The organism is Roseovarius sp., assembly GCF_040223625.1.
In the GTDB taxonomy this organism is placed as follows: Bacteria; Pseudomonadota; Alphaproteobacteria; order Rhodobacterales; family Rhodobacteraceae; genus Roseovarius.
The window spans coordinates 1-24,971 of the sequence record NZ_JAVKFX010000019.1 but is presented as its reverse complement, the minus strand read 5'-3'; the positions used below and the strand labels follow the sequence as shown (position 1 = coordinate 24,971).

The following is a 24,971-nucleotide window of genomic DNA, read 5'->3' as shown; positions in this document are numbered from 1 at the left end:
GATGTGCCACGGCCCCGCGCGGGGCGGAAGAAGGCGGGGCGTCACAAGCGCGTGAGCCGCCCCGGTGGCAGGGCGGCTTTGCACGGGGCGCATGGATCGCGGGCTACTTGTCGGCCGCCGCCTTCTTGGCCGGGGCCTTCTTCTTGGCGGGCGCCTTGCGGCCCTTGCCCTTCTTGGCGGCCTTCTCGGCGATCAGTTCGACGGCCATCTCCATGGTCACGTCGTCCGGCTCGGTGCCCTTGGGCAGGGTGGCGTTGACCTTGTCCCATTTGACATAGGGGCCATAGCGGCCGTCCATCACGTTGACCGGCCCGCCGCTTTCGGGGTGCTCGCCCAACTCCTTGAGCGGCTTGGCGGCGGCGCGGCCCTGACCGCGGGAGGCGGCTTTCTGGGCCAGCACCTCGACCGCGCGGTTCATGCCGATGGTGAAGACCTCCTCGACCTCCTTGAGGTTGGCGTAGAGGCGGCCGTGCTTGACGAAGGGCCCGTAGCGGCCGATGCCGGCCTCGACCGGTTCGCCGTCGTCGGGATGCGTGCCGACCACGCGGGGCAGGTCGAGGAGGGTCAGGGCCTTTTCCAGGGTCATGTCATCGGGGCTCCAGCCCTTGGGCAGGCTGGCGCGGGGCGGTTTCTTGTTCTCTTCCGTCACCTCGCCGCGCTGGACGTAGGGGCCGAAGCGGCCCGAGCGCAGGGTGATCTCGTCGCCATTGTCTTCGCCCAGCACGCGGTCGCCGGCCTCGCCCGCATCGCCCGAGATCGGGCGGGTGTAGCGGCATTCGGGGTAGCGCGAGCAGCCGACGAAACCGCCGGAGCGGGAGGGTTTGAGGTGCAGCTGCCCCTCGCCGCAGAGCGGGCAGGCGCGCGGATCGGTGCCGTCGTCGCGGGGCGGGTAGAGCATGGGCGCGAGCGCCTCGTCGAGCTTGTCGATCACCTCGGCGGTGCGCAGTTCCGAGGTTTCGGCGATGGCGGCCGAGAAGTCGCGCCAGAAATCGGCAAGCACCTTCTTGTAGTCGGCATCGCCCGCGCTGATCACGTCGAGCTCTTCCTCGAGATTGGCGGTGAACTCGTAGCCCACGTATTTGCGGAAGAAGTTCAGCAGGAAGATCGTGACGATGCGGCCCTTGTCCTCGGGGATGAGGCGGTTCTTGTCCTTGCGGACGTATTCGCGGTCCTGGATCGTGGTGACGATCGAGGCATAGGTGGAGGGGCGGCCGATGCCGAGCTCTTCCATCTTCTTGACCAGCGTCGCCTCGGTGTACCGGGGCGGGGGCTGGGTGAAGTGCTGTTCGGGGGTGACGCCGCGCTTCTCGGCCTTGTCGCCCTGCATGATCTGGGGCAGGCGCTTGTCGTCCTCATCCTCCGTTCCGGTGTCGTCGCGGCCTTCCTCGTAGACCTTGAGGAAGCCGTCGAAGAGCACGACCTGGCCGGTGGCGCGGAGGCCGACCTGGCCATCGGCGCTTTCGATCTCGACCGTGGTGCGCTCGAGCCGGGCGGCGGCCATCTGGCAGGCGAGCGTGCGTTTCCAGATCAGGTCGTAGAGCTTGCGCTGGTCGGCGTCGGAGATCTTGATCTGGGAGGCGTCGCGCGTCATGTCGGTGGGGCGAATGCACTCGTGCGCTTCTTGGGCGTTCTTGGCCTTGTTCTTGTACATGCGCGGGCTGTCGGGGACGTACTCGGCGCCGTAGCGGTCGGCGATGGCGTCGCGGGCGGCGTGCACGGCCTCGGGGGCCATGTCGATGCCGTCGGTCCGCATGTAGGTGATGAGCCCGGCCTCGTATAGCCGTTGCGCCGCGCTCATGGTCTGGCGGGCGCCCATGCCGAACTTGCGGCTGGCCTCCTGCTGAAGCGTGGAGGTCATGAAGGGGGCTGACGGGTTGCGCGAGGTCGGCTTGGCCTCGACGCCCGCGATGGTGAGGTCGCGGCTGGTGATGGCCTGGACCGCCAGTTCGGCCTGGGTCTGGTCGGGGATGTCGTAGCGGTCGAGCTTCTTGCCGGCCCAGCTGACGAGGCGGGCCTCGAATTCCTTGCCGCGGGGCGTGGCGAGGAGGGCCTTGACCGACCAATATTCGCGGGGCTGGAATGCCTCGATCTCCATCTCGCGCTCGACGATGAGGCGGAGGCAGACCGATTGCACCCGGCCGGCCGAACGGGCGCCGGGCAGCTTGCGCCAGAGCACGGGGGAGAGGTTGAAGCCCACCAGGTAGTCGAGCGCGCGGCGGGCGAGGTAGGCCTCGACCAGCGGGGCGTCGACCTCGCGCGGGTTCTTCATCGCCTCGGTGACGGCGGACTTGGTGATGGCGTTGAAGACCACGCGGCTGACGGGGGTGTCCTTCTTGAGGGCCTTGCGCTTGCGCAGCGCCTCCTCGAGGTGCCAGCTGATCGCCTCGCCTTCGCGGTCGGGGTCGGTGGCGAGGATCAGGGCGTTGTCGTCCTTGAGCGCGTCGGCGATGGCCTTGACGTGTTTTCGGCTGTCGGCGCCGATCTCCCATGTCATGTCGAAGCCGTTCTCGGGGTCGACCGAGCCGTCCTTGGCGGGCAGGTCGCGGACGTGGCCGTAGGACGCCAGAACCGTGTAGTCGGACCCCAGGTACTTGTTGATGGTCTTGGCCTTGGCCGGGGATTCGACGACGACAACTGGCATGAAAACTCCTTCCGACTCGGGGGTCGCTTATGGCGGGGCAACATGTGGGCTGGCAAGCGGGAATGTCAATGAGGCCCGGATGCGGGGCCGCGGTGGGCCGCTGGTAGAGGGGTTTCGGTGCTCTCGGGCTGGAAAGGTGCTGCCCCGCAGCTCGGCGGCGGCTATCGGATGGGGAGGTCGCGCCTTTTGCGCCCAACCGGTGGGTCGGGTTCCGCGCCGTTATGTCGACCGTCGGCGGGAGGGCGGCGGCTTGCCAGCCCTTGCGGGCTGTCGTGCGGGGTCAGGCGCTGCGGGAGAGGAGGCCGCCGGGGTGCCGGATGACGCGGCCGTCGAGTTCCAGGTCGGTCAGGACCGGGGCGACGGCGGCGGCGGGGGCCGAGAGGTCGCGGATGAGCTGATCCTCGGCCAGGGGGGTGGGGCCGAGGCGCTGGAGGATGTCGCTGTGGAGGATCTGGCCGTGCAGCTTCGCGGTTTCGCGCAGGCTGCGCTTGTCGGGAGGTGGCACGGCATGGGCGGTTTCAGTTGGTACAGGCCGGGGAGCGTCAGGCTGGAGAGGCGGGTTGGAGAGCGGGAGTTCGGGCGCGGTCGTTTCGGCCGGTTGGGCGGCGTCGGCCGGCAGCGCCTCGATCACGTCGGCGGCGTTGCGGACGAGCGTGGCGCCGTCGCGGATCAGCATGTTGCAGCCCGAGGCGCGGGCGTCGAACGGATGGCCGGGCACGGCGACCACCTCGCGCCCCTGGTCGAGGGCGGTGCGGGCGGTGATGAGCGAGCCGGATTTCGCCGCCGCCTCGACCACGACGACGGCCCGGGCAAGGCCGCTGATGATGCGGTTGCGGGCGGGGAAGTGGCGGGCCTGCGGCACGAGGCCCATCGGCTGCTCCGACAGGCGCAGGCCGTGGGCGAGGAGGTCGTCGGCGAGGCGCGCATTCTCGGCCGGGTAGATCACGTCGACCCCGCTGGCGAGCACGGCGATCGTGCCGCTGTCGCAGGCGGCGGTGTGGGCCGCGGTGTCGATGCCGCGGGCGAGGCCGGAGACGACGACATATCCCGCCTCGGCCAGTTCCCTGGCCAGGGCCCGGGCCATGCGCAGGCCGAGAGAGGAGGCGTTGCGCGCGCCCACGAGGGCGATCATCGGGCGGGTGAGGGCGGAGAGGTCGCCCATGGCCCAGAGGAGCGGCGGGGCATCGGCGGTTTCGGCGAGGGATGGGGGGTAGCTGTCGTCACCGATGGTGATCATGCGGGCGCCGGTGGCGCGGGCGGTGGCCAGTTCGGCCTCGGCCACGCCGGCGGGGCAAGGGGAATAATCCTTGGCGCCGGAAGCGCGGGCGAGGTCCGGCAGGGCCTCGAGCGCGGCGGTGACCGATCCGTTCTCGGCCAACAGGCGGTAGAAGGTCGACGGGCCGACCCGCCGTGAACGCAGCAAACGGAGCCACGATATCCGATCATCTTCCGTGGTGGGTGGGAGTGGGGGGTGAGTGGAAGGATGTGTATCCTCGGACATCGTGACTCCGCCTGCTTGCAAACCATGGGTAGCGCACGCAGGGTTAACGCAGAGTAAACCAAACGCAGAAATTTTGGAGAATCTTGTCTGCATCGCCACTTTTTCGCGGGGGCGGGGGCATTCAGCCTTTCAGCCCCGTGGCGATCCATACCCTGTGCGGGATCTGAAGGGGGTCGTCGGGGAAATCGGTGCGCAGCAATCTTTCCAGGGCCGAATCGAATCTGGCGACCTCGTCCTCCGGCAAGCTGGCCGCAACCCCGGCGCTGGCGCGGATGCGGCCGCGCCATGCTGTGTGGGAATAGGGCTGGTCGATGTCGAAGGAGGCGGTTTCGAGGCCGGCGAAGCCCGCGGTGGCGAGGTCGGAAAGCCATGCGGGGTAGAGGCCGGTGCCCTGTGCGCCGGCCCAGGCCGGGTTGTGGGCGAGGATCAGCGCCTCGGTCGCGGCGACCACGTTGCCGGGCAGCGGCAGCCAGTCGAAATGGGCGATGAGGCAGCGGCCGCCGGGGCGGAGGACGCGGGCGGCCTCGGCGGCGGCGCGGGGCCGGTCGAACCAGTGCCAGCACTGGCCGGCGGTGACGAGGTCGAAGGCGGCATCGTCGAAGGGCAGGGATTCGGCGACACCTTTAATATAGGTGGTTGTGACGCCGGCCTCGGTGTCGAGTTGCACGGCCTGCGCCATCAGGTCGTCGGACGGGTCGAGGGCGGTGGTCCGCAGCCCCATGCGGGCGAGGCCGCGGGCGAGCGTGCCGGTGCCGGTGCCGATATCGAGGGCCCGGGCGGAAGGCGTGGCGTAGCCCCGGGCGGCGAGCAGGTCGAAGAAGGCCTGCGGGAAGCCTGCGCGGTGGGTGGCGTAATCGGCGGCGGTGCGGCCGAAGGAGACGCTGCCGCCGAAGGCGCGGAGGGCGTCGGGGTCTTGCGGGGCGTCGGGCTGCGACATGGGGCAGGGCCCGCTCAGGCGGCCGAGCCGCCCACGGTCAGCCCGCCGATCATCACTGACGGCTGGCCGACGCCCACCGGCACCCATTGACCGGCCTTGCCGCAATTGCCCATGCCCGGATCGAGCGCCATGTCGTTGCCGAGCGCGCGGATCTTCTGAAGCGCGGTGGCGCCGTCGCCGATCAGGGTGGCGCCCTTGACGGGCGCGCCGACCTTGCCGTTCTTCACGCGATAGGCCTCGGTGCAGGAGAAGACGAACTTGCCGTTGGTGATGTCGACCTGCCCGCCGCCGAAGCCCACGGCGTAGATGCCGTCGGAAAGATCGGCGAGGATGTCGGCCGGGTCGGTATCGCCGCCCAGCATGTAGGTGTTGGTCATCCGGGGCATCGGCGCGTGGGCGTAGGATTCGCGGCGGCCGTTGCCAGTGGGCTCGACCCCCATGAGGCGGGCGTTCTGGCGGTCCTGCATGAAGCCGACAAGGATGCCGTCCTCGATCAGCACGTTGCGGCGGCTGGGCGTGCCCTCGTCATCGATGGTGATCGAGCCGCGGCGGTCGGGGATGGTGCCGTCGTCGAGCACGGTGACGCCGGGGGCGGCGATGCGGCTCCCCATGAGGCCGGCGAAGGCCGAGGAGCCCTTGCGGTTGAAATCGCCCTCGAGGCCGTGGCCGATGGCCTCGTGCAGCAGGATGCCGGGCCAGCCGGGGCCGAGCACCACGTCCATGACGCCCGCGGGCGCCGGTTCGGCGCGGAGGTTGACGAGGGCGATGCGCAGCGCTTCCTGCGTCTTTGCCTGCCAGTCGGCCGGGTCGAGCAGCCCGTCGAGCCCGAGCCGCCCGCCGCCGCCGGCGCCGCCGGATTCGCGGCGGCCGTCCTGTTCGACGATCACGCCCACGTTCAGGCGGGTCATCGGGCGGATATCGGTCACCTCGGTGCCGTCGGGGCGGAGAATCACCACCTCCTGATGCGAGGCGGCGATGGTGGCGCTGACCTGTACGACGCGCGGGTCGAGATCGCGGGCGAAGGCATCGATCTCGCGCAGGGTTTCGAGTTTCACCGGGAAGGCGGCGCCGGCGATCGGGTCGTCTTCCGTATAAAGGTGGGTGTTGGTGCGGGCAGGCGGCGCGGCCATGGTGCCGCCGCCGTCGCCCACGGCGAGGCGGGCGGTCTCGACCGCGCGGGTGAGCGCCCCTTCGGAAATGTCGGAGGAATGGGCGTAGCCTGCCACCTCGCCCCGCACGGCGCGCAGGCCAAAGCCTTCGGAGGCGTCGTAGGAGGCGGATTTCACCCGACCGTCGTCGAAGACGATGGCCTCGGACCGGCGGCGCTCGAGGAACAGCTCGCCATCATCGGCGCCGGCGGTCGCCTCGCCCAGCCGTTTCAGGGCGAGATCGCGGTCGAGGGCGGTCTCGAACGGGCGGAAAGGGGTGTCACTCATGGCGTTGTCCTTGTCACGGGGGGCGCTAAAACCTGATCTGAATCAAAAAAGCGTCCGTTTGCCGCAATGGTCTTTCTTGTCTGCGGGGGCAGAATATGGTTTTTACCGTCAGCGAACGAGGGGGCTGCCCTGCGGCCTGCCCAGAGATTTACTTATACACGACGAACGCTTCAACCGATCAGGGTGCAAAATGCGAAGACTTTCCAGCCTGCTGGCCGCCATGGCCGCAATGACCGCCTTCCCCGCCATCGCGCAGGAGGCGGCCGAGAACATCGGCAAGCCGCACGAGGGGGGCATCGGATTCCAGGTCGCCGCGACCGAACTGGCGCGCGACATTCACTGGCTGGACGGGATGATCAACGTCATCATGGCGGCCATCGTGCTGTTCGTCTGTGCCCTGCTGGCGATCTGCATCCTGCGGTACAACCGCAAATCCAACCCGGAGCCCGCGAAATTCACCCACAACTCGCCGGTCGAAGTGGCGTGGACGGTGGTCCCGATCGTGATCCTGGTCTTCATCGGGGCGTTCTCGCTTCCAGTGCTGTTCAAGCAGCAGGAGATTCCCGAGGGGGATATCAACATCAAGGTGACCGGGTACCAGTGGTTCTGGGGCTACGAGTACGAAGACCACGATTTCGGCTTCGAGAGCTTCATGCTGCCGCGCGAGGAGCTGGAAGAGAACGGCTACAGCCCGGACGAGTACCTGCTGGCGACCGATACGGCCGTCGTGGTGCCGGTGGGCCAGACCGTCGTCATGCACGTGACCGGCGCCGACGTGATCCATTCCTGGACCATCCCTGCCTTCGGCGTGAAGCAGGACGCGGTGCCGGGCCGGACCGCGCGGCTGTGGTTCGAGGCCGAGAAGGAAGGCACCTATTTCGGCCAGTGTTCCGAGCTTTGCGGCAAGGACCACGCCTATATGCCGATCACGGTCAAGGTCGTGAGCCAGGAAGAGTACGACGAGTGGCTTGACGGCGCGATCGAGGAATATGCCGGCACGCCGCGGTCGGTCGACGTGGCCTCGGCCGCCGAGTGATGTAAGTATGTGGTGGGTCGGCACCCGCCCTACGGGATCGCGTAGGGTGGGTGCCGCCGCCATCCGGAGAGCCAGATGAGCGACGCAAGCGTTACAGCCAGCACACCGCAGACCGGCGAGGCCGGGTTCGGCGATTATTTCGCCCTGCTCAAGCCGCGGGTGATGACGCTGGTGGTGTTCACCGCCTTTGTCGGCCTCTATGCCGCGCCGGGCGCCGTGCATCCGGTGGTGGGCTTTGCCGCGATCCTGTTCATCGCCGTGGGCGGCGGCGCCTCGGGCGCGCTGAACATGTGGTGGGATGCCGATATCGACCGGGTGATGAAGCGCACCCGGAACCGGCCGATCCCTTCGGGGCGGATCACCGAATCCGAGGCGTTCGGCTTCGGCATGGCGCTGGCGGGCTTTGCCGTGGTGATGCTGGCGCTGGCAACGAACCTGCTGGCGGGCGCGCTGCTGGCCTTCACGATTTTCTTCTACGTGGTGATCTATTCCATGTGGCTGAAGCGCTGGACGCCGCAGAACATCGTGATCGGCGGGGCCGCCGGGGCGTTTCCGCCGATGATCGGCTGGGTCGCCGCGACCGGCAGTTTCAGCCTGGAATCGGTGCTGATGTTCGCGCTGATCTTCATGTGGACGCCACCGCATTTCTGGGCGCTGGCGCTGTTCATGCGGTCGGATTACGACGATGCCGGCGTGCCGATGCTGACGGTGACCCACGGGCGCCGGGTGACGCGGGTGCATATCCTTGTCTACACCGTGCTGCTGGCCGCGCTGGCCATCGGCGCCGGGTTCACCTCGATCGGGGGGCCGGTCTACCTTGCCGTGGCCGTGGTTCTGAACGCGCTGTTCCTGAAGGGGGCCTGGGCGATCTGGCGGCGCGACGAGAGCGCGGCGGAGGCGGACAACTACAAGGCGGAGCGGTCGTTCTTCAAACTTTCGCTGCTGTATCTCTTTGCCCATTTCGGGGCGATCGCGCTGGATACCGCGATGGCGCCCCTGGGCCTGGGAGGCTGGTGATGGCGCTGTCGAAACAGCATGACCTGCACAAGCGGCGCTTTTCCCGCAACCTTGGCCTTGGCCTTGTGCTGGCGGGGTTCGTGGCGCTGGTCTTCGGGCTGACCGTGGCGAAGGTGTCGACGGACGATTTCACCATGCCGATCAACGAGGTGGCGGACTGATGGCGATGGATGGCAACAGCAGGACCGTGGTCAAGCTTGTCAGCGTGGTCTTGGTGATGGGCGGGCTGGCCTGGGCGTCGGTGCCGTTCTACGACTGGTTCTGCCGGGTCACCGGGTTCGGCGGCACCACCGGCACAGCCTCGGCCGGGTCTCAGGAGATCCTCGACGAGACGATCAAGGTGCGCTTCTCGGCCTCGAAGGAGCGCGACATGCCGTGGGAGTTCAAGCCCATGCAGCGCGAGGTCGAGATCCGGCTGGGCGAGACCGGGCTGGCCTTCTTCGAGGCCTACAACCCCACCGACCGGCCCGTGGCCGGGCAGGCGGCCTATAACGTCACCCCCTACGAGGCGGGCGGGTTCTTCGACAAGATCGACTGTTTCTGCTTTACCGAGCAGGTGCTGCAGCCCGGCGAGCGAGTCGAGATGCCGGTGACCTATTTCGTCGATCCCGAAATCCTGCAGGACCGGGACGCGAAATATACCAACGTGATCACGCTTTCCTACACGTTCTACGAAATCGACCTCCCCGAAGAGCAGGCAGCGCTTGCGACGGACGGCGAAACAAGTACAACCACGAATTAAGACACGCTCTGGCGAGGGATACGCACCATGGCACATGAGAAAAACCACGACTATCACATCCTGAACCCCTCGATCTGGCCGTTGGTCGGCGCGATCGCCGGGTTCGTCATGCTTTTTGGCGCCGTTCTCTTCTTCCATGGCAGCGGGCCCTGGGTGCTTCTGATGGGCACCGTGGGCGTGGCCTACACGATGTTCGGCTGGTGGGCCGAGACCATCAAGGAGAACCACGTGGGCGATCACACGCCCGTCGTGCGGATCGGCCTGCGCTATGGGTTCATCCTGTTCATCATGTCCGAGGTGATGTTCTTCTCGGCGTGGTTCTGGACCTTCTTCAAGCACGCCATGTACCCGATGGACCCCGAGGGCGCGAGCCCGCTGGTGGAAGGCGTCTGGCCGCCCGCCGGGATCGAGACGTTCGACCCGTGGCACCTGCCGCTGATCAACACGCTGATCCTGCTGTGCTCGGGCGCGGCCTGTACCTGGGCCCACCATGCGCTGGTGCATGAGAACAACCGCGACGACATGAAGTGGGGCCTTGTGCTGGCCATCGCGCTGGGTGCGCTGTTCACCGTATTCCAGGTGTACGAATACACCCACGCGGCGTTCGGCTTCTCGGGCAACATCTATGGCGCCACCTTCTTCATGGCGACGGGCTTCCACGGGGCACACGTGGTCATCGGGACGATCTTCCTGTTCGTCTGCCTGATGCGGGTGCTGCGGGGGCATTTCACCCCCGAGAACCACGTGGGCTTCGAGGCCGCGGCGTGGTACTGGCACTTCGTCGACGTGGTGTGGCTGTTCCTGTTCGCAGCCGTCTATATCTGGGGCGGCTGAGGCCGGCGTAAGGTGCGCGGAGGCGCGCCCTGCACAAGATCAATAGGGTGCGCTTGAAGCGCACCCTTTTCACTTGAGGACCCGGACCGTGCGTTTCATTCTTCCCCTGCTGTTCGGTATCGCCGGCGTCGCCGTGCTGGTGAGCCTTGGTGTCTGGCAGGTCCAGCGGCTGGCGTGGAAGCAGGAGGAGCTGGCCAAGATCGAGGCGAAGATCGCGGCCGAGCCCGTGGCGCTGCCGGACAGCCCGGAGGCGGAGGCGGACAAGTACCTGCCGGTCGAGATGACCGGACGGTTCCAGCCGGGGCTGTTGCGGGTGCTGGTGAGCCAGAAGCACGTGGGCGCCGGGTACCGCATCATTTCGCCCTTCGAGACGGAGGAGGGGCGGCGGGTGCTGCTCGACCGGGGGTTCATCAAGATCGACGGCGAGATGCGCGCGCCGCCGACCGGGCCGGTCGAGGTGACCGGCAACCTGCACTGGCCGGATGACCGCAATTCCTCGACCCCCGAGAATGACGTGGCCGAGAACATGTGGTTCGCCCGCGATATCGACCAAATGGCCGGGGTGTTCGAGACCGAGCCGCTGCTGGTGGTGGTGCGGGAGATGTCGCCCGGTGACACGGGCGCGACGCCTTTGCCCGTAGACACGAGCGGCATTCCCAACGATCACCTCGAATACGCGATCACGTGGTTTTCGCTGGCCGTTCTGTGGGCCGCGATGACCGGCCTGCTTATCTGGCGCATGCGTCAACCCGCGAAAGGGGCAGAGACATGAAATACATCTCGACCCGGGGCAACGCCCCCGTTCTGAGCTTCGAGGAGGCGATGCTGACCGGGCTGGCCCGGGATGGCGGGCTGTACCTGCCCGAGAGCATTCCGCAGATGAGCCACGCGGATATCGCCGCGCTGGACGGTGTGAGTTATGAAGAGGCCGCGTTCCGGGTGATGTGGCCCTTCCTTGGCGGGGCGTTCACCGAGGACGAGTTCCGCGGGATCATCGAGCGGGCCTATGCCGGGTTCGCCCATGACGCGCGGGCCCCGCTGAAGCAGCTTGGCTCCGGCCATTTCCTGCTGGAGTTGTTCCACGGGCCGACGCTGGCCTTCAAGGATTTCGCGATGCAGCTGATCGGGCAGTTTTTCGAGGCGTCGCTGACGCGGTCGGGGAACCGGGTGTGCATCGTCGGCGCCACGAGCGGCGATACCGGCAGCGCGGCGATCGAGGCGTTCCGGGGGCTTGAGGCGGTGGACGTGTTCATCTTGTTCCCGCATGGCCGGGTGTCGGAGGTGCAGCGGCGGCAGATGACCACGCCGTCGGAGGACAACGTGCACGCGCTTTCCGTGACCGGGCATTTCGACGATTGCCAGGCGCGGGTGAAGGACATGTTCAACGACTTCGCCTTCCGCGACGCGGTGGGGCTTGCCGGTGTGAACTCGATCAACTGGGCGCGGGTTCTGGCGCAGGTGGTGTATTACTTCACCTCGGCCGTGTCGGTTGGCGCGCCGCACAGAAGCGTGAGTTTTACAGTTCCGACGGGGAATTTCGGGGATATCTTTGCCGGTTACATCGCAAAACGTATGGGCCTGCCGATCGACCGGCTGGTGGTGGCGACCAACCAGAATGACATCCTGCACCGTTGCCTGAGCGCCGGGGATTACGTGCCGGACGGGGTGATCCCGTCGATCAGCCCGTCGATGGATATACAGGTGAGCTCGAATTTCGAGCGGGCGCTGTATTATGCCTATGGCGAGGACGGCAACGCCGTGGGGCAGTTGATGGACGAGCTGAAGGCGGGCGGGTTCAAGGTGAGCCAGGGCGCGCTGGAGGCACTGCGGGAAAGCTTCGATTCCGGCAATTGCTCGGAGGCGGAGACGCGGGCAACCATTGCGCGGCTGTGGGATGGCACCGGCGAGCTCTTGTGCCCGCATTCCGCCGTGGGCGTGAAGGTGGCGGAAGAGCAGCGCGCGCCCGGCACGCCGATGATCACGCTGGCCACGGCGCACCCGGCCAAGTTCCCCGACGCGGTGGAAGAGGCGAGCGGCCTTCGACCCCCCTTGCCCTTGCATATGGCTGACCTGTATGACCGGTCAGAGCGTGTGACACGGGTCGAGAACGACCTGACCGCCATCGAAGACATCATCAAGGACCGCACCGGCCATTGACCGTTAATCTCACCACCCTTCCGAACGGGTTCCGCATCGTCACCGAATACATGCCCGGCCTGCAATCGGCCGCCATCGGCGTGTGGGTGCTGGCCGGGGCCCGCCACGAGACCGAGCCGCAGAACGGTATCGCGCATTTCCTCGAGCACATGGCCTTCAAGGGGACCGAGCGGCGCAGCTCGCTTCAGATCGCCGAGGCGATCGAGGATGTGGGCGGGTATATCAACGCCTATACCTCGCGCGAGGTGACGGCGTTCTATGCCCGCGTGCTGAAGGAGGACGTGTCGCTGGCGCTGGACGTGGTGGCGGATATCCTGCGGAAGCCGGTGTTCGATGCACGCGAGATCGAGGTGGAGCGGGGCGTGATCCTGCAGGAGATCGGGCAGGCGCTGGACACGCCCGACGACATCATCTTCGACTGGCTGCAGGAGAAGGCCTATCCGAACCATCCGCTGGGCCGCACGATCCTTGGCGAAGAGGCGCGCGTGAAGGGGTTTTCGCGCGAGGACCTGACCGGCTTCGTGGATCAGCATTACCGGCCCGGGCAGATGATCCTGTCGGCGGCAGGCGCGGTGGACCATGACGCGCTGGTGCGCGATGCGGAGCGGTTCTTCGGCGACATGCGCGGTGACAATGCCGGGCCGGCGCCGACCGCGCGGTTCGAGGGCGGTGAGAGCCGCCGGGTGAAACAGCTTGAACAGGCGCATTTCGCGCTGGCCTTCGAGAGCCCGAACTATACCGACCCCGGTGTTTACGCGGCGCAGATCTATTCCTGTGCGCTGGGCGGCTCGATGTCGTCGCGGCTGTTCCAGGAGATCCGCGAGCGGCGGGGCCTGTGCTACACGATCTTCGCGCAGGCCGGGGCCTATTCGGATACCGGGATGATGACGATCTATGCGGGCACTGCGGGTGCCCAGATGCAGGACCTCGCGCAGATCACCGTGGACGAGATGAAGCGGGCGGCCGAGGATCTGAGCCCGGCCGAGCTGGAGCGGGCCCGTGCGCAGATGAAGGCCGGGCTGCTGATGGGTTTGGAAAGCCCGTCGAACCGGGCCGAGCGGCTGGCAAGGATGATCCAGATCTGGGGCCGGGTGCCGGGGATCGACGAGGTGGTCGAGCGCATCGACGCCGTCACCTTGCCGGAAGTGCGGGCGATCGCCGAGACGACGATCACCAGGGCCCCCGCCGCCATGGCGCTTTACGGCCCGGTCGAGGAGGCGCCGACGTTGCAGGCGCTGCAGGAAAGGCGCGCGGCCTGATGTTCCTGCCGCGCCGGAAAACGCGGATCGAAACCGAACGCCTGACGCTGCGCCAGCCGCAGCTTTCCGATTTCCGCGAGTGGTCCGCGCTGCGCGAGCAGAGTGCCGATTTCCTCGTGCCGTGGGAGCCGCAATGGGCGAGCGATCACCTGTCGCGCAAGGGGTTCACCAACCGGGTGTACTGGGCGCAGCGGTCGATCTCGGCGGGCTCGGCGGTGCCGTTGTTCCTTGTGCGGCGCGAGGACGAGGTGCTGCTGGGGGCGATCACGCTGGACAATATCCGCCGGGGGCCCGCGCAATCGGGCACGCTGGGCTACTGGGTCGGCGCGCCCTTTGCGCGGCAGGGCTACATGCGCGAGGCGATTGCCGGGATCGTGCATCATGCCTTCGAGCGGCTTGACCTGTCGCGGCTGGAGGCGGCCTGCCTGCCGGAGAACCAGGCCTCGCGGCGGTTGCTGGAGAAGTGCGGGTTCAAGTACGAGGGCGTGGCGCAGAGCTATCTGCAGATCAACGGGCGGTGGCGGACGCATGTGCTCTACGCCGCTTTGCGCGCGGACCGGCGGGGGCGCACGGGGATCGGTTAGGGTTTGGGGCTCCGCCCCCACCGTTGAAATCCCCTTGGAATTTCAACGTTTCCCCCGGGATATTTTCACCAAGAAGAAGCGGCGGGTGCTTTCTCAGGCTCAGGCTTTGGGGAGGGCGGCGTCGATGAGGGTGCGGGCGGCGGTTTTGGCGTCCTGGGCGGCGGCGGGGCCGCGGCCGAGCACGGCCATGATGATGGCGCCTTCCTTCAAGAGCAGGAGCTGGCGGGCGAGGTCCTGCGGGGCGGCGGCGCCGGCCTCTCTGCAGAGGCTGGTGACATGGTCCTGCAGGAGGCGCTTGTGCTCGGCGGACTGGGTGTGGATCGGGTCGTCGAGTTCCTGGTATTCGGCGCTGGCCTTGATGAACATGCAGCCGCGGTAGCTGTCCTGCCTGAACCATTCTTCCAGCGCGTCGAACATGGCCAGCAACTGGCCCCCGGCCGTGTCGGCGAGGTCGTCCATGCGGCGGAAGAGCCAGTTGCGGAAATTCTCGTCGCGCAGGCGCAGGACGGCGAGGATCAGGTCTTCCTTGGTGCGGAAATGCTTGTAGATCGAGGTTTTCGAGACGCCGGTCTCGGCGGCGATCATGTCCATACCGGTGGCGTGGAAGCCGTTCCGGTAGAACGTGTCGAGCGCCTTGCGAACGAGTTCGTCCCGTTTCGTCTGCTGCATGATTCGCCTCAAGAGTTTACCGATCTGTTTTAGGTTGGCGGCGGGAGATTTTCAAGGCAGCACGCGTAACGCTTTCAAATCCATTCCATTTTTCATGAGCTCACGGAAACGCGAACCGCCGCTAAGTAAACTAGGTTGACAGGGTTAACAGATCGGTACAGACTGCCGTTAGTTGACCGATCGGTTAACCCATCGCGCCCCGGCCGGACGTTGTCCTCCTCTCCTCCCTGCCTGACCGGCCGGGGCGCCCAGACAAGGAAAGACGAGACAAAGATGGCACGCCCCCCGCTTCCCCCCTTCACCCGTGACACGGCTGCCGAAAAGGTGCGGCTGGCCGAGGATGCCTGGAACAGCCGCGCGCCCGAGGCGGTGGCGCTGGCCTACACGCCCGACAGCACCTGGCGGAACCGGGCCGAGATGTTCGAGGGGCGGCCGGCGATCGTGCGGTTCCTGAGCCGGAAATGGGCGCGCGAGCACGAGTATCGCCTGATCAAGGAGCTGTGGAGTTTCGGCGAGGCCCGGATCGCGGTGCGCTTTGCCTATGAGTGGTGCGACGAGGGCGGGCGGTGGTTTCGCTCCTACGGCAACGAGAACTGGGAATTCGCCGGTGACGGGCTGATGCGGCGGCGGATCGCCTCGATCAACGACCTGCCGATTGCCGAGGCGGAGCGCCTGATGCGCTGGCCGCAGGGGCGGCGGCCGGACGATCACCCGGGGCTGAGCGCGCTGGGGCTTTAGCGCCCGGCGCAGAGATTTCCGGCGCGGTGTGAGGCACGGCGCCGGTTTCCCAAGGACACGGACCGGTTTCGGCGCAGCGGGATGATGGCTGCGGACGGGGAAGGTCTGTCGGCCTGACGGTGCCGGGAGTGCCGGCCCGTCTCAACTTCAAGCAAAGGAATATTGTCATGACACAGGAACACGATCACGATTGCGGCTGCGGCATCACGTCGGAGCATGTGGACCACGCCCGCCGGCGGGTTCTGGCGGGGGCCGCGGCGGCCGCTGCGGCGGGCGCGGCCGCGCTGTCCGGGCAGGGTGCCGCAGCCGCCACCGAAGCGGCGCGAGCCGCCTATGCCGACCCCGAGACGCCGGGCCTGCCACAGATCGACATGGAGATCGACCTCAAGCGCACCGCGCTGGTGGTGACCGATCCGCAGGTCGACTTTTTGTCGGAGGAGGGCGTGACATGGGGCGTGGTCGGCGAGAGCGTGACCGAGCAGGGCACGGTCGACAATATCGAGCGGCTGTTCATCGCCGCCAAGGCCGCCGGGATGCCGGTATTCATCTCGCCCCATTATTATTACCCGCATGACCACAAGTGGCAGTTCGAGGGCACGCTGGAGGCGACCATGCACGCGATCGGCATGTTCGACCGGCCCGGGCCGCTGAACCTGACCGGCTTCGAGGGCTCGGGCGCCGACTGGATGCCGCAGTACAAGAAATACATCGAGGATGGCGAGACCGTCATCTGTTCGCCCCACAAGGTGTACAGCCCGGCGCAGAACGACCTGAACCTGCAGCTTCGCAAGCGGGGGATCGACAAGGTCATCTTGGCGGGCATGTCGGCCAACCTGTGCACCCAGGCGCATCTTTACGAGCTGCTGGAGCTGGGCTTCGAGGTGGCCGTGGTGCGCGATGCGACCGCCGGGGCGAAGGTGCCCGAGGGCGACGGTTACCTCGCCGCCATCATCAACTTCCGCATGGTGGCAAATGGCGTCTGGTGGACGCAGGACGCTGTCGACCGGATCGGCCGGGCGGTCTGAGCCCGTTCCTGAAATTATTCGACCAACCTTACATTCATAGGAGATACCAATGACTTCCGACTTTCTGAAAGGCACGCTGCACTGGGCCGGTACGCTGACGCTGGCCTCGATCGCGACGTTTTCCTTGGCCACATGGGCGCTGGCCGCGGACGAGTACAACGTCAATAACGGCCTGACGCTGACCGGCAACCCGCTGGGCCTGCACGGTTTCGACGCGGTGGCGATGTTCGAGGGCGAGGGCCCCGCCATCGGCGATGCCGCCCATAGCTCGGCGCATGACGGGGTGGATTACTACTTCGCCGATGCCGAGGCCAAGGCCAGGTTCGACGCCGCGCCGGGGGAGTACCTGCCTCAGTTCGGGGGCTTCTGCGCCTTTGGCGTCTATGTGGGCAAGAAGCTCGACGGGGATGTGCGCTATGCCGATATCGTGGAGGGCAAGCTGTACCTCTTCGTGAACGCGGCGATCTTCGAGAAGTATCTCGAGGACAGGGAGGCCGTGATCGCCGGGGCCGAAGACAAGTGGCCGGGCCTTCGCGCGACGCCGATCGAAGAGCTCTGAGGCGCAAAACTTGGGCAACGAGCTGTGGGAGCCCCGGTCATGCCGGGGCTCTTGCCGTGGCGGGCGGTGACATCGGGGCGGGACGTGCTAGCTTCGCGTAAGGGAGGTGCCGCCGATGCTTCGTCTTGCGCTGTTTCTGATTGCCCTTTCATCCACAGCCGTGGCGCAGGAGCGCCAGCCGAGCCATTGCATCGCGGTGGCCGAGGCCACGCCGGGGGTCGAGTATGTCCGGCCGGTGGCCTATACCGACCCGGTGCCGGAGCGGTCGGTGCGCATCCGCTACGTGACCCATGCGAGCTTCCTGTTGCAGACCGAGGGCGGGCTTTCGGCGGTGACGGATTTCACCGGCTTCTTGGGCAATGTCGACTTCATCCCCGACGTGGTGACGATGAACCATGCGCATTCGACGCACTGGACGGCGCATCCCGACCCGGCGATTCCGCATGTGCTGCCGGGCTGGGGCGAGGAGTTCGGGGCGGGCATCGACCATTATCTCGACCTGGGCGAGATGGTGGTGCGGAACGTGTCGACCGATATCCGCTCGGCCTGGGGCGAGGGGGTGGAGCCGGAGGGCAACTCGATCTTCGTGTTCGAGGTTGCCGGGCTGTGTATCGGGCATCTGGGCCACCTGCATCACGAGCCGACGGACGAGCAATATGTCGCCATCGGGCGGATGGACGTGGTGATGGTGGCCGTCGATGGCGGGCTGACGCTGGACCTGCCGTCGGTGTTCCGGGTGATGAACCGGCTGAAGGCGTCGATCGTGATCCCGATGCACTGGTTCGGGGACGGCACGCTGGGGGCCTTCCTTGACGGGATGGCAGAGCGGTTCGACGTGGTGCTGACCGAGGGGAGCGAGTTGACGGTATCGCTGGAGCGGCTGCCGGCGCAGCCGACGGTGATGGTGCTGCGGCCGGCGTTCCTGCGCGAGGGGGAGTGAGGCTGAAGTAAGAGGCCCCGGCTCGGGGGCCGGGGCGGGGGGGGCTTGCGAGGCCCCGGGTCGGGCCCGGGGCGGAGAGCGGGCTAGCGTTTGCGGTCGCGGCGCGAGCTCATCGGCTGGAAGGCCACGCCGACATGGGCTTCGCAATAGGGCTTGCCGGATTGCACGGGCAAGCCGCAGAACCAGAAATCCTCGGTCGCCGGGTCGCCGACGGGCCATTTGCAGGTGCGCTCGGTCAGCTCCATCAGCGTGAGCTTCTTGGCCTTCTTCTCGATCTCGCTGACCTTGGCCAGCGCCTCGGGGTCGATTTCGTTGGCGGAGGGCTGCGGCGGCAGGGGCTGGCCGGCGGGGATGATCGCCTTGGCGCGGCTGGTGGACGCGGTCGTGGCCTCGGCCGGTTCCTCGACCGGCACGTCGGGCTTGGCCTCGGGCCGGGGCGCGGGTTTCGCGGCGGGCTTGGCCTTGTTGCGCGGTTTCGCGGCCGCGGCGGCCGGCTTGGGCTTGGGCGCGGGTTCGGCCGCGGCGCCACCGCCCGAGCCGTTGCGGTTCGACAGGCCGAGCCGGTGCACCTTGCCGATCACGGCATTGCGCGTCACGCCGCCCAGTTCCTTCGCGATCTGGCTGGCAGACTGGCCCTCGGCCCACATTTTCTTCAGCTTCTCGACACGCTCGTCGCTCCAGGACATGCGCCACCCCTTATGTCAAAAGGCGGCCAATCGGCGGGCCGCCCGGTTCCTTTTCAGAGGCTTCTATTCTAATCACTGCAGCATGAGTTACAAGGTATCGAATCACCCGGCCGCCCCGGAGGGCGCCACGGGCACACCTGCGATCCGGATGGGTAGCCGCCGTTTCGGGCGGGTCAACTGGATGGGGCTGTACACGCTGTGCGCCCGCGAGATTCAGCGCTTCATGTCGGTCTGGACCCAGACGCTGCTGGCGCCGCTAGTGACGGCGGGGCTGTTCATGGTGATCTTCTCTATCGCCATCGGCCCGCGCCGGGGCGAGGTGATGGGGGTGGATTTCACCACTTTCATCGCGCCGGGTATCCTGATGATGACGGTGATCCAGAACGCGTTCGCCAACACCTCGTCGTCGATCGTGATCGGCAAGGTGCAGGGCAATATCGTCGATACGCTGATGCCGCCGCTAAGCCCGGCGGAGCTGGTGATCGGGTATCTTGCGGGCGCGGTGGGCCGCGGGGTGTTCGTGGCGCTGGCGATCAGCGCGGGGCTGTTCGTGTTCCTGGGGATCGTGCCGCAGCATCCGCTCTGGGCGCTGACCTTCGTGGTGTTGGGTTCGGCGCTGGTGGGCGGGCTGGGCATGGTGGCGGGGATTTTCGCCAACAAGTTCGACCAGATGGCGGCGATCACCAATTTCATCATCACGCCGCTGGCGTTCCTGTCGGGCACGTTCTACTCGGTCGAGGCGCTGCCGCCGGGGCTGCGGGAGATCACCCATGCCAACCCGGTCTTCTACCTGATCGACGGGGTGCGGTTCGGGGTGATCGGGGTTTCGGACAGCTCGCCCTGGCTGGGGCTCGGGGTGGCCGTCGGGGCGACGCTGGCGGTGTCGGCGCTGGCGTGGCAGATGTTCCGGCGGGGCTATCGCCTCAAGGCCTGATGGCTCAGGCCGGGGTGAGGGCGCAGGTCAGCCGGACCTTGCGGCCCTCGCGGAAGTAATCCTTCATGCCGGTGCGGTTGTCGCCCAGCAGGAGCGCGTGGTCGACCCAGGTCAGGTGCATCCCGAGCGCCTCGGCCATGAACTCGGTCGCGCGGCGGCTGGGCACGCCGACGACGGTATGGGTCTGGCCGGCGACGTCGGTGACGGCGTTGAGCGGGTTCGAGACCTCTTCCTTGAGCACCTGCACCATGGCGTTGTCGGCCTTGATGAACTCGCTGTCGATGATGATGATTTGCGGGCCCAGCCGGCGGAGGAGCGAGAGCAGGCGGAAGTGATCCATGATGTGGTAGAAGATGCCGTAGACGGCGATGACATCGAAGCTTTCGCCCGCCGCGATGCGCGCCTCGATCTCGGCGAAGAGGTCGTTGCAATGCAGCGTGACGCGCGGCTTGAAGGGGGTGTCGGGGAACTTCTCGAAGCGGGCCACGAGGTCGGCGCGGGCCTCGACGCCGATGACTTCCTCCGCGCCCGCATGGGCGAGCGCGTAGGACCAGCGCCCGTCATGGGCCGCGAGGTCGAGCACGCGGGCGCCGGCGATCTGGGGTTGGAACGGGTCGATGATCAGCCGGTGGCGCTGGTCGAGCCGGCGGACGGTGTTGGCGTTGTCGTCATAGGGCGGAAGGGATTTGAGGAAATCGAAGAATCCGCTCATGCCGCCTGTCTCCGTCTTTCCTGCCGTATCAGGTGCACAGCTGTTCGGCGAGCTTGCCGTACCGGACATAGGCATCCCAGAATTCCTCGTCGACCGAGCGCTTCGACTGCCGGATCTCCTGGGCCCGGTGGGGATCGGAGTAGAAGCTGACGGCGCGGCGCTGTTGGGAATTGGTGAGGGTCTTGTCGGCTGCCGCCTGGATGCAGCCGCACAGCTCGCGCGTGCGGCCGTCGCGGCCGGATTGCAGGCAGGCCTTGCTGATCGGGCCGAAGGCGACCGGGGCCGAGCGCATGACGACCACGCGATCGGGGTCGCGGGGGCCGCTGCCGCCGCAGCCTGCAAGAAATACCGCCAGTCCGAGGAGTGTTGCCCGTTTCATTGCCCTTGCCCGTATCTGCCAGCCCGCAACCCCTGCCGGGGTTGAGCCCCCGGTCAGAATGGTGCGGATCGATTTGCACGATCATCGCTCAAACGGGCGGGATTTACAATCGGCAAGATGGGGGCGGGGTGCGGGCAGGATGGCCCTACTCGACCTTGCCGCTCCATGAGCCGACGCTTGTCCATTTCTTCGGCAGGAGCGAGCCGGAGGTCAGGGCCGGGTTGGCGTGTCCGGTGTCACGGAAGGTGACGCGGAGGCCGCCACCCTTGTTGCCGTTGCGGTCGAAATGCAGTTCCTGCCGGGGAATGCGCACCTCGAGCCGGCGGTTTGCATCGCTCGCGCGCCAGTTGCGCGAGAGGCGGACACACCCGGCGGGGGCGCCTGTGTAGCTCTGGCTGGGGGCGACCTGTTCGAGGAAGTTGAGGTTGTGGGTGAGCACTTCGCCGCCCAATGCAATGGAGCCTTTGCGCAGCACCACGTTGCCCTTGTGGCGGACATAGGCGGTGAGCCGCTCGCTTTCGGCCCAGACGCCGCAGAGGCCGGTCTTGCCGGCCCAGTTGCGCATCTCGACCGCGACGGTGACGCCGCCGCCGGTGGAATACTGGCCGCCGCCCAGCACCGGGGAAGGGCCGAGCGGAACCGTGGTGCCCGCCGCGGCGGCGGTGCAGGTGAGCGCAAGCGCGAGGGGCAGGATCAGGCGGGGCAGGAACAGGCGGAACGGGCGCATCGCGGCCTCCTTCATCGGGTTGGCTGAAGGGTACGCCCTGTGCGCCCGCCCGGCAAGCGCCGTCAGCCGGCGCGGGCCAGCATCCGGTCCTCGACGATGCGGTCGGCGAGGTGGGCGGGGCTGGCGTTCTCGCCCTCGGCGCGGGCGAGGATGCGCTCCATGGTGGTCTCGATGGCCTTGAGCTTGTCCGCGACCCAGGGGGCGGGATCCTCGATATGCAGGATCTCGGCGGCCACGTTGATGATGCCGCCGCCATTGGCGACGTAATCGGGCAGGTAGAGGATGCCGCGGGTGTGCAGGAGGTCGGCATCGGCGTCGGTGGCGAGCTGGTTGTTGGCGGCGCCGGCGACGAGCCTGGCGCGGATCTGCGGGATGGTTTCGGCGTTGAGGATGCCGCCGATGGCGCAGGGGGCGAAGATGTCGGCCTCGGCCGCGTGGATGGTGCGGGGGTCGCCAACGGCGGTGTTGAAATCGCGGGCGGTGGTGGCTGTGCGGGCCGGGTTCATGTCGGCAACGATGAGCTTTGCGCCTTCGTCGTGCAGCAGGCGGCAGAGGTGCCAGCCGACATGGCCGAGGCCCTGAACGGCGACGGTCTTGCCGCGGAGGTCGCGGCTGCCGAAGACCCGGGCGGCGCCCACCTTCATGGCGCCCAGCACGCCCTGCGCCGTGACCGGCGAGGGGTCGCCGCTGGCGTGCGTGCCGTCGTCGCGGCCGGCGACGAAACGGGTCACGCCGGCCATGACGCCCATGTCCTCGGGGGTCATGCCCATGTCTTCGGCGGTCCAGTAGCCCCCGTCGAGCTGTTCCACCGCGCGGCCCATGGCGCGCAGGAGCTGCGGCGACTTGTCCTTGACCGGGTCGCCCATGATCACCGCCTTGCCGCCGCCCAGCGGCAGGTCGGCCGCGGCATTCTTGTAACTCATGCCGCGGGAGAGGTTGAGCACGTCATCGAGCGCCGCCTCGTCGCTGTCATAGACCCGCATTCGCAGCCCGCCCGCTGCCGGGCCACGGGTGGTGGAATGCAGCGCGATGAAACCGCGGAGCCCGCTGGCGGGATCCTCGACGCGGTAGACCTCTTCGTGGGTGTCGGATGACAGACGTGTCAGCATGGCAATCTCCTCCTGCGATGGAAGTAGGCATAATCGAAGGCGCGTGCAAAAAATCAGCAAAGATCGACTGAATTTGATGTATGATTGGTGAAAATCACCAACCCAGCCAGACATGGTGGAGGAAATGGACAAGACCGATCGCCAGATCATCGCCGCGCTGCAACGGGACGGGCGCCAGACGCTGGCCGACCTGTCCGAGCGGATCGGCCTGTCGCCCACCCCGCTGGCGCGGCGGATCGCGCGGCTGGAGAAGGACGGGATCATCACCGGCTATTCCGCCCGAGTGGACCAGGAGCGGCTGGGGCTGCCGCTGAACGTGTTCATTTTCGTCGAGCTGGAAAAGCAGACGCGTGCGGCGATCACCGCGCTGGAGCGTGACCTGCGGCGGTTCGAGGAGGTGATGGAATGCTACCTGATGACCGGCACGCGCGACGTGCTGATCCGGGTGGTGGCGGCGGATCTTGCGGCGTTCGACCGGTTTCTCGAGGATGGCCTGATGCAGACCGAGAACATCCGCTCGATGCGGTCGAGCTTCGCGCTGCGGACGATGATCCGGCGGGATGCGCTGCCGCAGGGGTGAGGCCGGGGGTCAGAGTTTTCGGGCGACGATGAACCGGCTGGGCGGGCGGGCCGGGTAATTGCCGGTCTCGAGGATGGTGAACCCGGCCGCTTCGATCTGCGCCTCGAGCGCGGGGATGGGGCGGAAGGCCACGAAGGGCGCCTTGCCCAGGGCCTGCATCACCGGCAGGATCAGCCAGAGGGCGGCGAACTTGAGGCCGGCCGCTCCCGGGTCGGGGCGGCAGACGGATTTCGAGATGAAGAGGCCGCCGGGTTTCACCAGAGGCGCGATCCGGGCGAGGTAGGCCGGCAGGTCCTCGATCAGGTGCAGCAGGTTGAAGGCGGTCACCACGTCGTAGGGGCCGTCTTGGGCGAGCGCCGCGTCGCCCGGCACGCCGCGCAGGAAAGTGACGTTGTTGACTCCTTGCGCCGCCGCCTTCTTCTGCCCGATCCGCACCATTTCGCCGGAGATGTCGGTGGCGGTGATGTGGGCCACCGCATCGGCCAGCTTCAGCGCGGTGGTGCCGGTGCCGCAGCCGAGTTCGAGCACGCGGTTCTGTGGTGCCAGATGGGCGCGGACGCGGGTCAGGGTGGTGGCATAGGCGGCCTCGTCCCGGACGGGCGATTTGGCGTAGCCTTTCGCCGCCTTGTCCCAGAATGTCTGTGCCGCGATCATGTCTGTGTCTCTTGCCTTAAGTGCGTGGGTCGTCCTTACCCCATGCGCAGGTCGAAGAGGAATTGCCGAAATGCGCAGTCATGCTATGCAATAATGCATGAATTGGCAGTCCATCGCGTTCGACTGGAACCAGGTGCGGGCCTTCTGGGCCACGGCCGAGGAAGGGTCGTTTTCGGCGGCCGCGCGGGCGCTCGGGCAGACCCAGCCGACGCTGGGCCGGCAGGTGGCGGGGCTGGAAGAGGCGTTGGGCGTGACGCTGTTCGAGCGGGCGGGCCGGTCGCTGATGCTGACGAAGGCGGGGCTGGACCTGCTGGAGCATACCCGCGCCATGGGGGCGGCGGCGGAGCGGATGGCGCTGACGGCGTCGGGTGCGGCGCAGGAGGTTGCGGGGCAGGTGCGGATCACCGCCTCGGACGTGATGTGCGCCCACATGCTGCCGCCGGTCGTGGCCCGGATCCGGCAGGCCGCGCCGGGGGTCGAGATCGATCTCGTGGCCGCCAACGATATCCGGGATCTGCAGCGGCGGGAGGCGGATATCGCCATCCGGCATGTGCGGCCCGAACAGCCCGACCTGACCGCGCGGCTGGTGCAGGAGGCGACGGTGCGGCCCTATGCGGCGACGGTGTATCTGGAGGCGCGGGGGCGGCCGGAGACGGCGGCCGACATGGGCACCCATGATTTCATCGGGTTCGGGGACGTGGCGCGGATGATCGGGTTCCTGGTGCCGCTGGGTTATCCGCTGACCGAGGCGAATTTCCGGGTCGGTTCGGAAAGCGGGGTCGTGGCGTGGGAACTGGCGCGGCAGGGGCTGGGGATCGCGATGATGGTGGATGACCTGGGCCGGCGGACGCCGGGGATGGAGGCGCTTTTGCCGGGGGTCGAGCCGGTGCGCATTCCGGTCTGGCTGGTGACCCACCGGGAGGTGTATACGTCGAAGCGGATCCGGCTGGTGTTCGATATGCTGGCGGAGTTTTTTGCGGAAACGGGGCGGGGGCCGGGGGAGCCGGCGGGGCCCGGCTGAAGCCCCGCCTACGGGGCAGAGGGCCGAATCCCAGTGACCGCAGGGTATCGAATCCCGTAACGCCGGGCCCCTAGGCTTCGCGTTCCACGACGGA

Annotated in this window: 27 protein-coding genes; 16 read left to right on the top strand and 11 right to left on the bottom strand. The window is 67.3% G+C overall.

From position 1 onward, the window contains the following. Nucleotides 1-103 precede the first annotated feature (103 nt). The 4 genes from topA to tldD all read right to left on the bottom strand — a co-directional run bounded on the left by topA (nt 104) and on the right by tldD (nt 6,515). Nucleotides 104-2,641 (bottom strand): type I DNA topoisomerase, encoded by a 2,538-nt coding sequence (gene topA / locus RLN94_RS05360; RefSeq protein WP_350126150.1) that lies wholly within the window; start codon nt 2,639-2,641, stop codon nt 104-106. Between the two features lie 280 nt (nt 2,642-2,921). Then, a complete protein-coding gene (gene dprA, locus RLN94_RS05355) occupies nt 2,922-4,142 on the bottom strand; it encodes a DNA-processing protein DprA (protein ID WP_350126157.1) in 1,221 nt (406 codons plus the stop codon). 121 nt (nt 4,143-4,263) lie between these two features. Beyond that, nucleotides 4,264-5,079, bottom strand: a complete 816-nt coding sequence (locus RLN94_RS05350) for a class I SAM-dependent methyltransferase (protein WP_350130372.1) — start codon at nt 5,077-5,079, stop codon at nt 4,264-4,266. Between the two features lie 14 nt (nt 5,080-5,093). Further along, on the bottom strand, nt 5,094-6,515 hold the full coding sequence (gene tldD, locus RLN94_RS05345; protein ID WP_350130374.1) for a metalloprotease TldD: 1,422 nt from the start codon (nt 6,513-6,515) through the stop codon (nt 5,094-5,096). Nucleotides 6,516-6,705: 190 nt separating this feature from the next. Between tldD and coxB the strand changes: the two genes are divergently transcribed. The 9 genes from coxB (at nt 6,706) to RLN94_RS05300 (ending at nt 14,144) form a co-directional block, all read left to right on the top strand. Further along, on the top strand, nt 6,706-7,551 hold the full coding sequence (coxB, locus tag RLN94_RS05340) for a cytochrome c oxidase subunit II (RefSeq protein ID WP_350130376.1): 846 nt from the start codon (nt 6,706-6,708) through the stop codon (nt 7,549-7,551). A gap of 75 nt (nt 7,552-7,626) precedes the next feature. After that, nucleotides 7,627-8,568, top strand: coding sequence for a heme o synthase (cyoE, locus tag RLN94_RS05335; protein ID WP_350130378.1), 942 nt, complete (start codon nt 7,627-7,629; stop codon nt 8,566-8,568). Next, nucleotides 8,568-8,729, top strand: a complete 162-nt coding sequence (locus RLN94_RS05330; protein ID WP_300896283.1) for a cytochrome c oxidase system small membrane protein — start codon at nt 8,568-8,570, stop codon at nt 8,727-8,729. The genes cyoE and RLN94_RS05330 overlap by 1 nt, the downstream gene beginning before the upstream one ends. Beyond that, entirely contained in the window at nt 8,729-9,310 is a 582-nt protein-coding gene (locus RLN94_RS05325; RefSeq protein WP_350130381.1) for a cytochrome c oxidase assembly protein, read from the top strand. The genes RLN94_RS05330 and RLN94_RS05325 overlap by 1 nt, the downstream gene beginning before the upstream one ends. Nucleotides 9,311-9,337: 27 nt before the next feature. Next, nucleotides 9,338-10,144, top strand: coding sequence for a cytochrome c oxidase subunit 3 (locus tag RLN94_RS05320; RefSeq protein WP_350130383.1), 807 nt, complete (start codon nt 9,338-9,340; stop codon nt 10,142-10,144). A gap of 88 nt (nt 10,145-10,232) precedes the next feature. Further along, a complete protein-coding gene (locus RLN94_RS05315; protein WP_350130385.1) occupies nt 10,233-10,916 on the top strand; it encodes an SURF1 family protein in 684 nt (227 codons plus the stop codon). Further along, nucleotides 10,913-12,301, top strand: coding sequence for a threonine synthase (gene thrC, locus RLN94_RS05310; protein ID WP_350130387.1), 1,389 nt, complete (start codon nt 10,913-10,915; stop codon nt 12,299-12,301). Before RLN94_RS05315 ends, thrC begins: the two co-directional genes overlap by 4 nt. Further along, nucleotides 12,298-13,560: a M16 family metallopeptidase gene (locus tag RLN94_RS05305; RefSeq protein ID WP_350130389.1), complete on the top strand. Its 1,263-nt coding sequence runs from the start codon at nt 12,298-12,300 to the stop codon at nt 13,558-13,560. Before thrC ends, RLN94_RS05305 begins: the two co-directional genes overlap by 4 nt. Continuing rightward, nucleotides 13,560-14,144 carry a GNAT family N-acetyltransferase gene (locus RLN94_RS05300; RefSeq protein WP_350130391.1) on the top strand — a complete coding sequence of 195 codons (585 nt, stop codon included), beginning with the start codon at nt 13,560-13,562 and terminating at the stop codon, nt 14,142-14,144. The genes RLN94_RS05305 and RLN94_RS05300 overlap by 1 nt, the downstream gene beginning before the upstream one ends. A gap of 99 nt (nt 14,145-14,243) precedes the next feature. Here the strand turns inward: RLN94_RS05300 and RLN94_RS05295 are convergent, their stop codons facing one another. After that, complete coding sequence (locus RLN94_RS05295; protein ID WP_350130393.1) at nt 14,244-14,813, bottom strand: TetR/AcrR family transcriptional regulator; 570 nt, start codon at nt 14,811-14,813, stop codon at nt 14,244-14,246. Between the two features lie 273 nt (nt 14,814-15,086). Here RLN94_RS05295 and RLN94_RS05290 point away from each other — a divergent pair, with 273 nt between their 5' ends. The 4 genes from RLN94_RS05290 (at nt 15,087) to RLN94_RS05275 (ending at nt 18,075) form a co-directional block, all read left to right on the top strand. Then, a complete protein-coding gene (locus tag RLN94_RS05290; protein ID WP_350130395.1) occupies nt 15,087-15,551 on the top strand; it encodes a nuclear transport factor 2 family protein in 465 nt (154 codons plus the stop codon). Nucleotides 15,552-15,718: 167 nt separating this feature from the next. Continuing rightward, complete coding sequence (locus RLN94_RS05285; protein WP_350130397.1) at nt 15,719-16,576, top strand: cysteine hydrolase family protein; 858 nt, start codon at nt 15,719-15,721, stop codon at nt 16,574-16,576. A gap of 49 nt (nt 16,577-16,625) precedes the next feature. Next, entirely contained in the window at nt 16,626-17,135 is a 510-nt protein-coding gene (locus RLN94_RS05280; protein WP_350130399.1) for a YHS domain-containing (seleno)protein, read from the top strand. 115 nt (nt 17,136-17,250) lie between these two features. After that, nucleotides 17,251-18,075 carry an MBL fold metallo-hydrolase gene (locus tag RLN94_RS05275; RefSeq protein WP_350130401.1) on the top strand — a complete coding sequence of 275 codons (825 nt, stop codon included), beginning with the start codon at nt 17,251-17,253 and terminating at the stop codon, nt 18,073-18,075. 83 nt (nt 18,076-18,158) lie between these two features. Here the strand turns inward: RLN94_RS05275 and RLN94_RS05270 are convergent, their stop codons facing one another. Continuing rightward, entirely contained in the window at nt 18,159-18,761 is a 603-nt protein-coding gene (locus RLN94_RS05270) for a GcrA family cell cycle regulator (protein ID WP_350130403.1), read from the bottom strand. 148 nt (nt 18,762-18,909) lie between these two features. Here RLN94_RS05270 and RLN94_RS05265 point away from each other — a divergent pair, with 148 nt between their 5' ends. Next, a complete protein-coding gene (locus tag RLN94_RS05265) occupies nt 18,910-19,695 on the top strand; it encodes an ABC transporter permease (RefSeq protein ID WP_350130038.1) in 786 nt (261 codons plus the stop codon). 4 nt (nt 19,696-19,699) lie between these two features. Here the strand turns inward: RLN94_RS05265 and RLN94_RS05260 are convergent, their stop codons facing one another. The 4 genes from RLN94_RS05260 to RLN94_RS05245 all read right to left on the bottom strand — a co-directional run bounded on the left by RLN94_RS05260 (nt 19,700) and on the right by RLN94_RS05245 (nt 22,622). Beyond that, entirely contained in the window at nt 19,700-20,407 is a 708-nt protein-coding gene (locus RLN94_RS05260; protein WP_350130040.1) for a class I SAM-dependent methyltransferase, read from the bottom strand. 28 nt (nt 20,408-20,435) lie between these two features. After that, complete coding sequence (locus tag RLN94_RS05255) at nt 20,436-20,786, bottom strand: hypothetical protein (RefSeq protein WP_350130042.1); 351 nt, start codon at nt 20,784-20,786, stop codon at nt 20,436-20,438. Nucleotides 20,787-20,931: 145 nt separating this feature from the next. Further along, nucleotides 20,932-21,513, bottom strand: a complete 582-nt coding sequence (locus RLN94_RS05250) for a hypothetical protein (protein ID WP_350130044.1) — start codon at nt 21,511-21,513, stop codon at nt 20,932-20,934. 62 nt (nt 21,514-21,575) lie between these two features. After that, nucleotides 21,576-22,622, bottom strand: a complete 1,047-nt coding sequence (locus tag RLN94_RS05245; protein WP_350130046.1) for a Glu/Leu/Phe/Val family dehydrogenase — start codon at nt 22,620-22,622, stop codon at nt 21,576-21,578. Between the two features lie 124 nt (nt 22,623-22,746). On the opposite strand from RLN94_RS05245, the gene RLN94_RS05240 reads away from it, so the two are divergent. Beyond that, the gene (locus RLN94_RS05240; RefSeq protein WP_350130073.1) at nt 22,747-23,202 is read left to right on the top strand and encodes an Lrp/AsnC family transcriptional regulator; all 456 of its coding nucleotides are present in this window, start codon (nt 22,747-22,749) and stop codon (nt 23,200-23,202) included. A 9-nt stretch (nt 23,203-23,211) separates the two neighbouring features. Here RLN94_RS05240 and RLN94_RS05235 read toward each other — a convergent pair whose 3' ends face one another. Next, nucleotides 23,212-23,856, bottom strand: a complete 645-nt coding sequence (locus RLN94_RS05235; RefSeq protein ID WP_350130048.1) for a class I SAM-dependent methyltransferase — start codon at nt 23,854-23,856, stop codon at nt 23,212-23,214. 97 nt (nt 23,857-23,953) lie between these two features. Here RLN94_RS05235 and RLN94_RS05230 point away from each other — a divergent pair, with 97 nt between their 5' ends. After that, complete coding sequence (locus RLN94_RS05230) at nt 23,954-24,877, top strand: LysR family transcriptional regulator (protein ID WP_350130050.1); 924 nt, start codon at nt 23,954-23,956, stop codon at nt 24,875-24,877. The last annotated feature ends 94 nt before the right edge of the window (nt 24,878-24,971 follow it).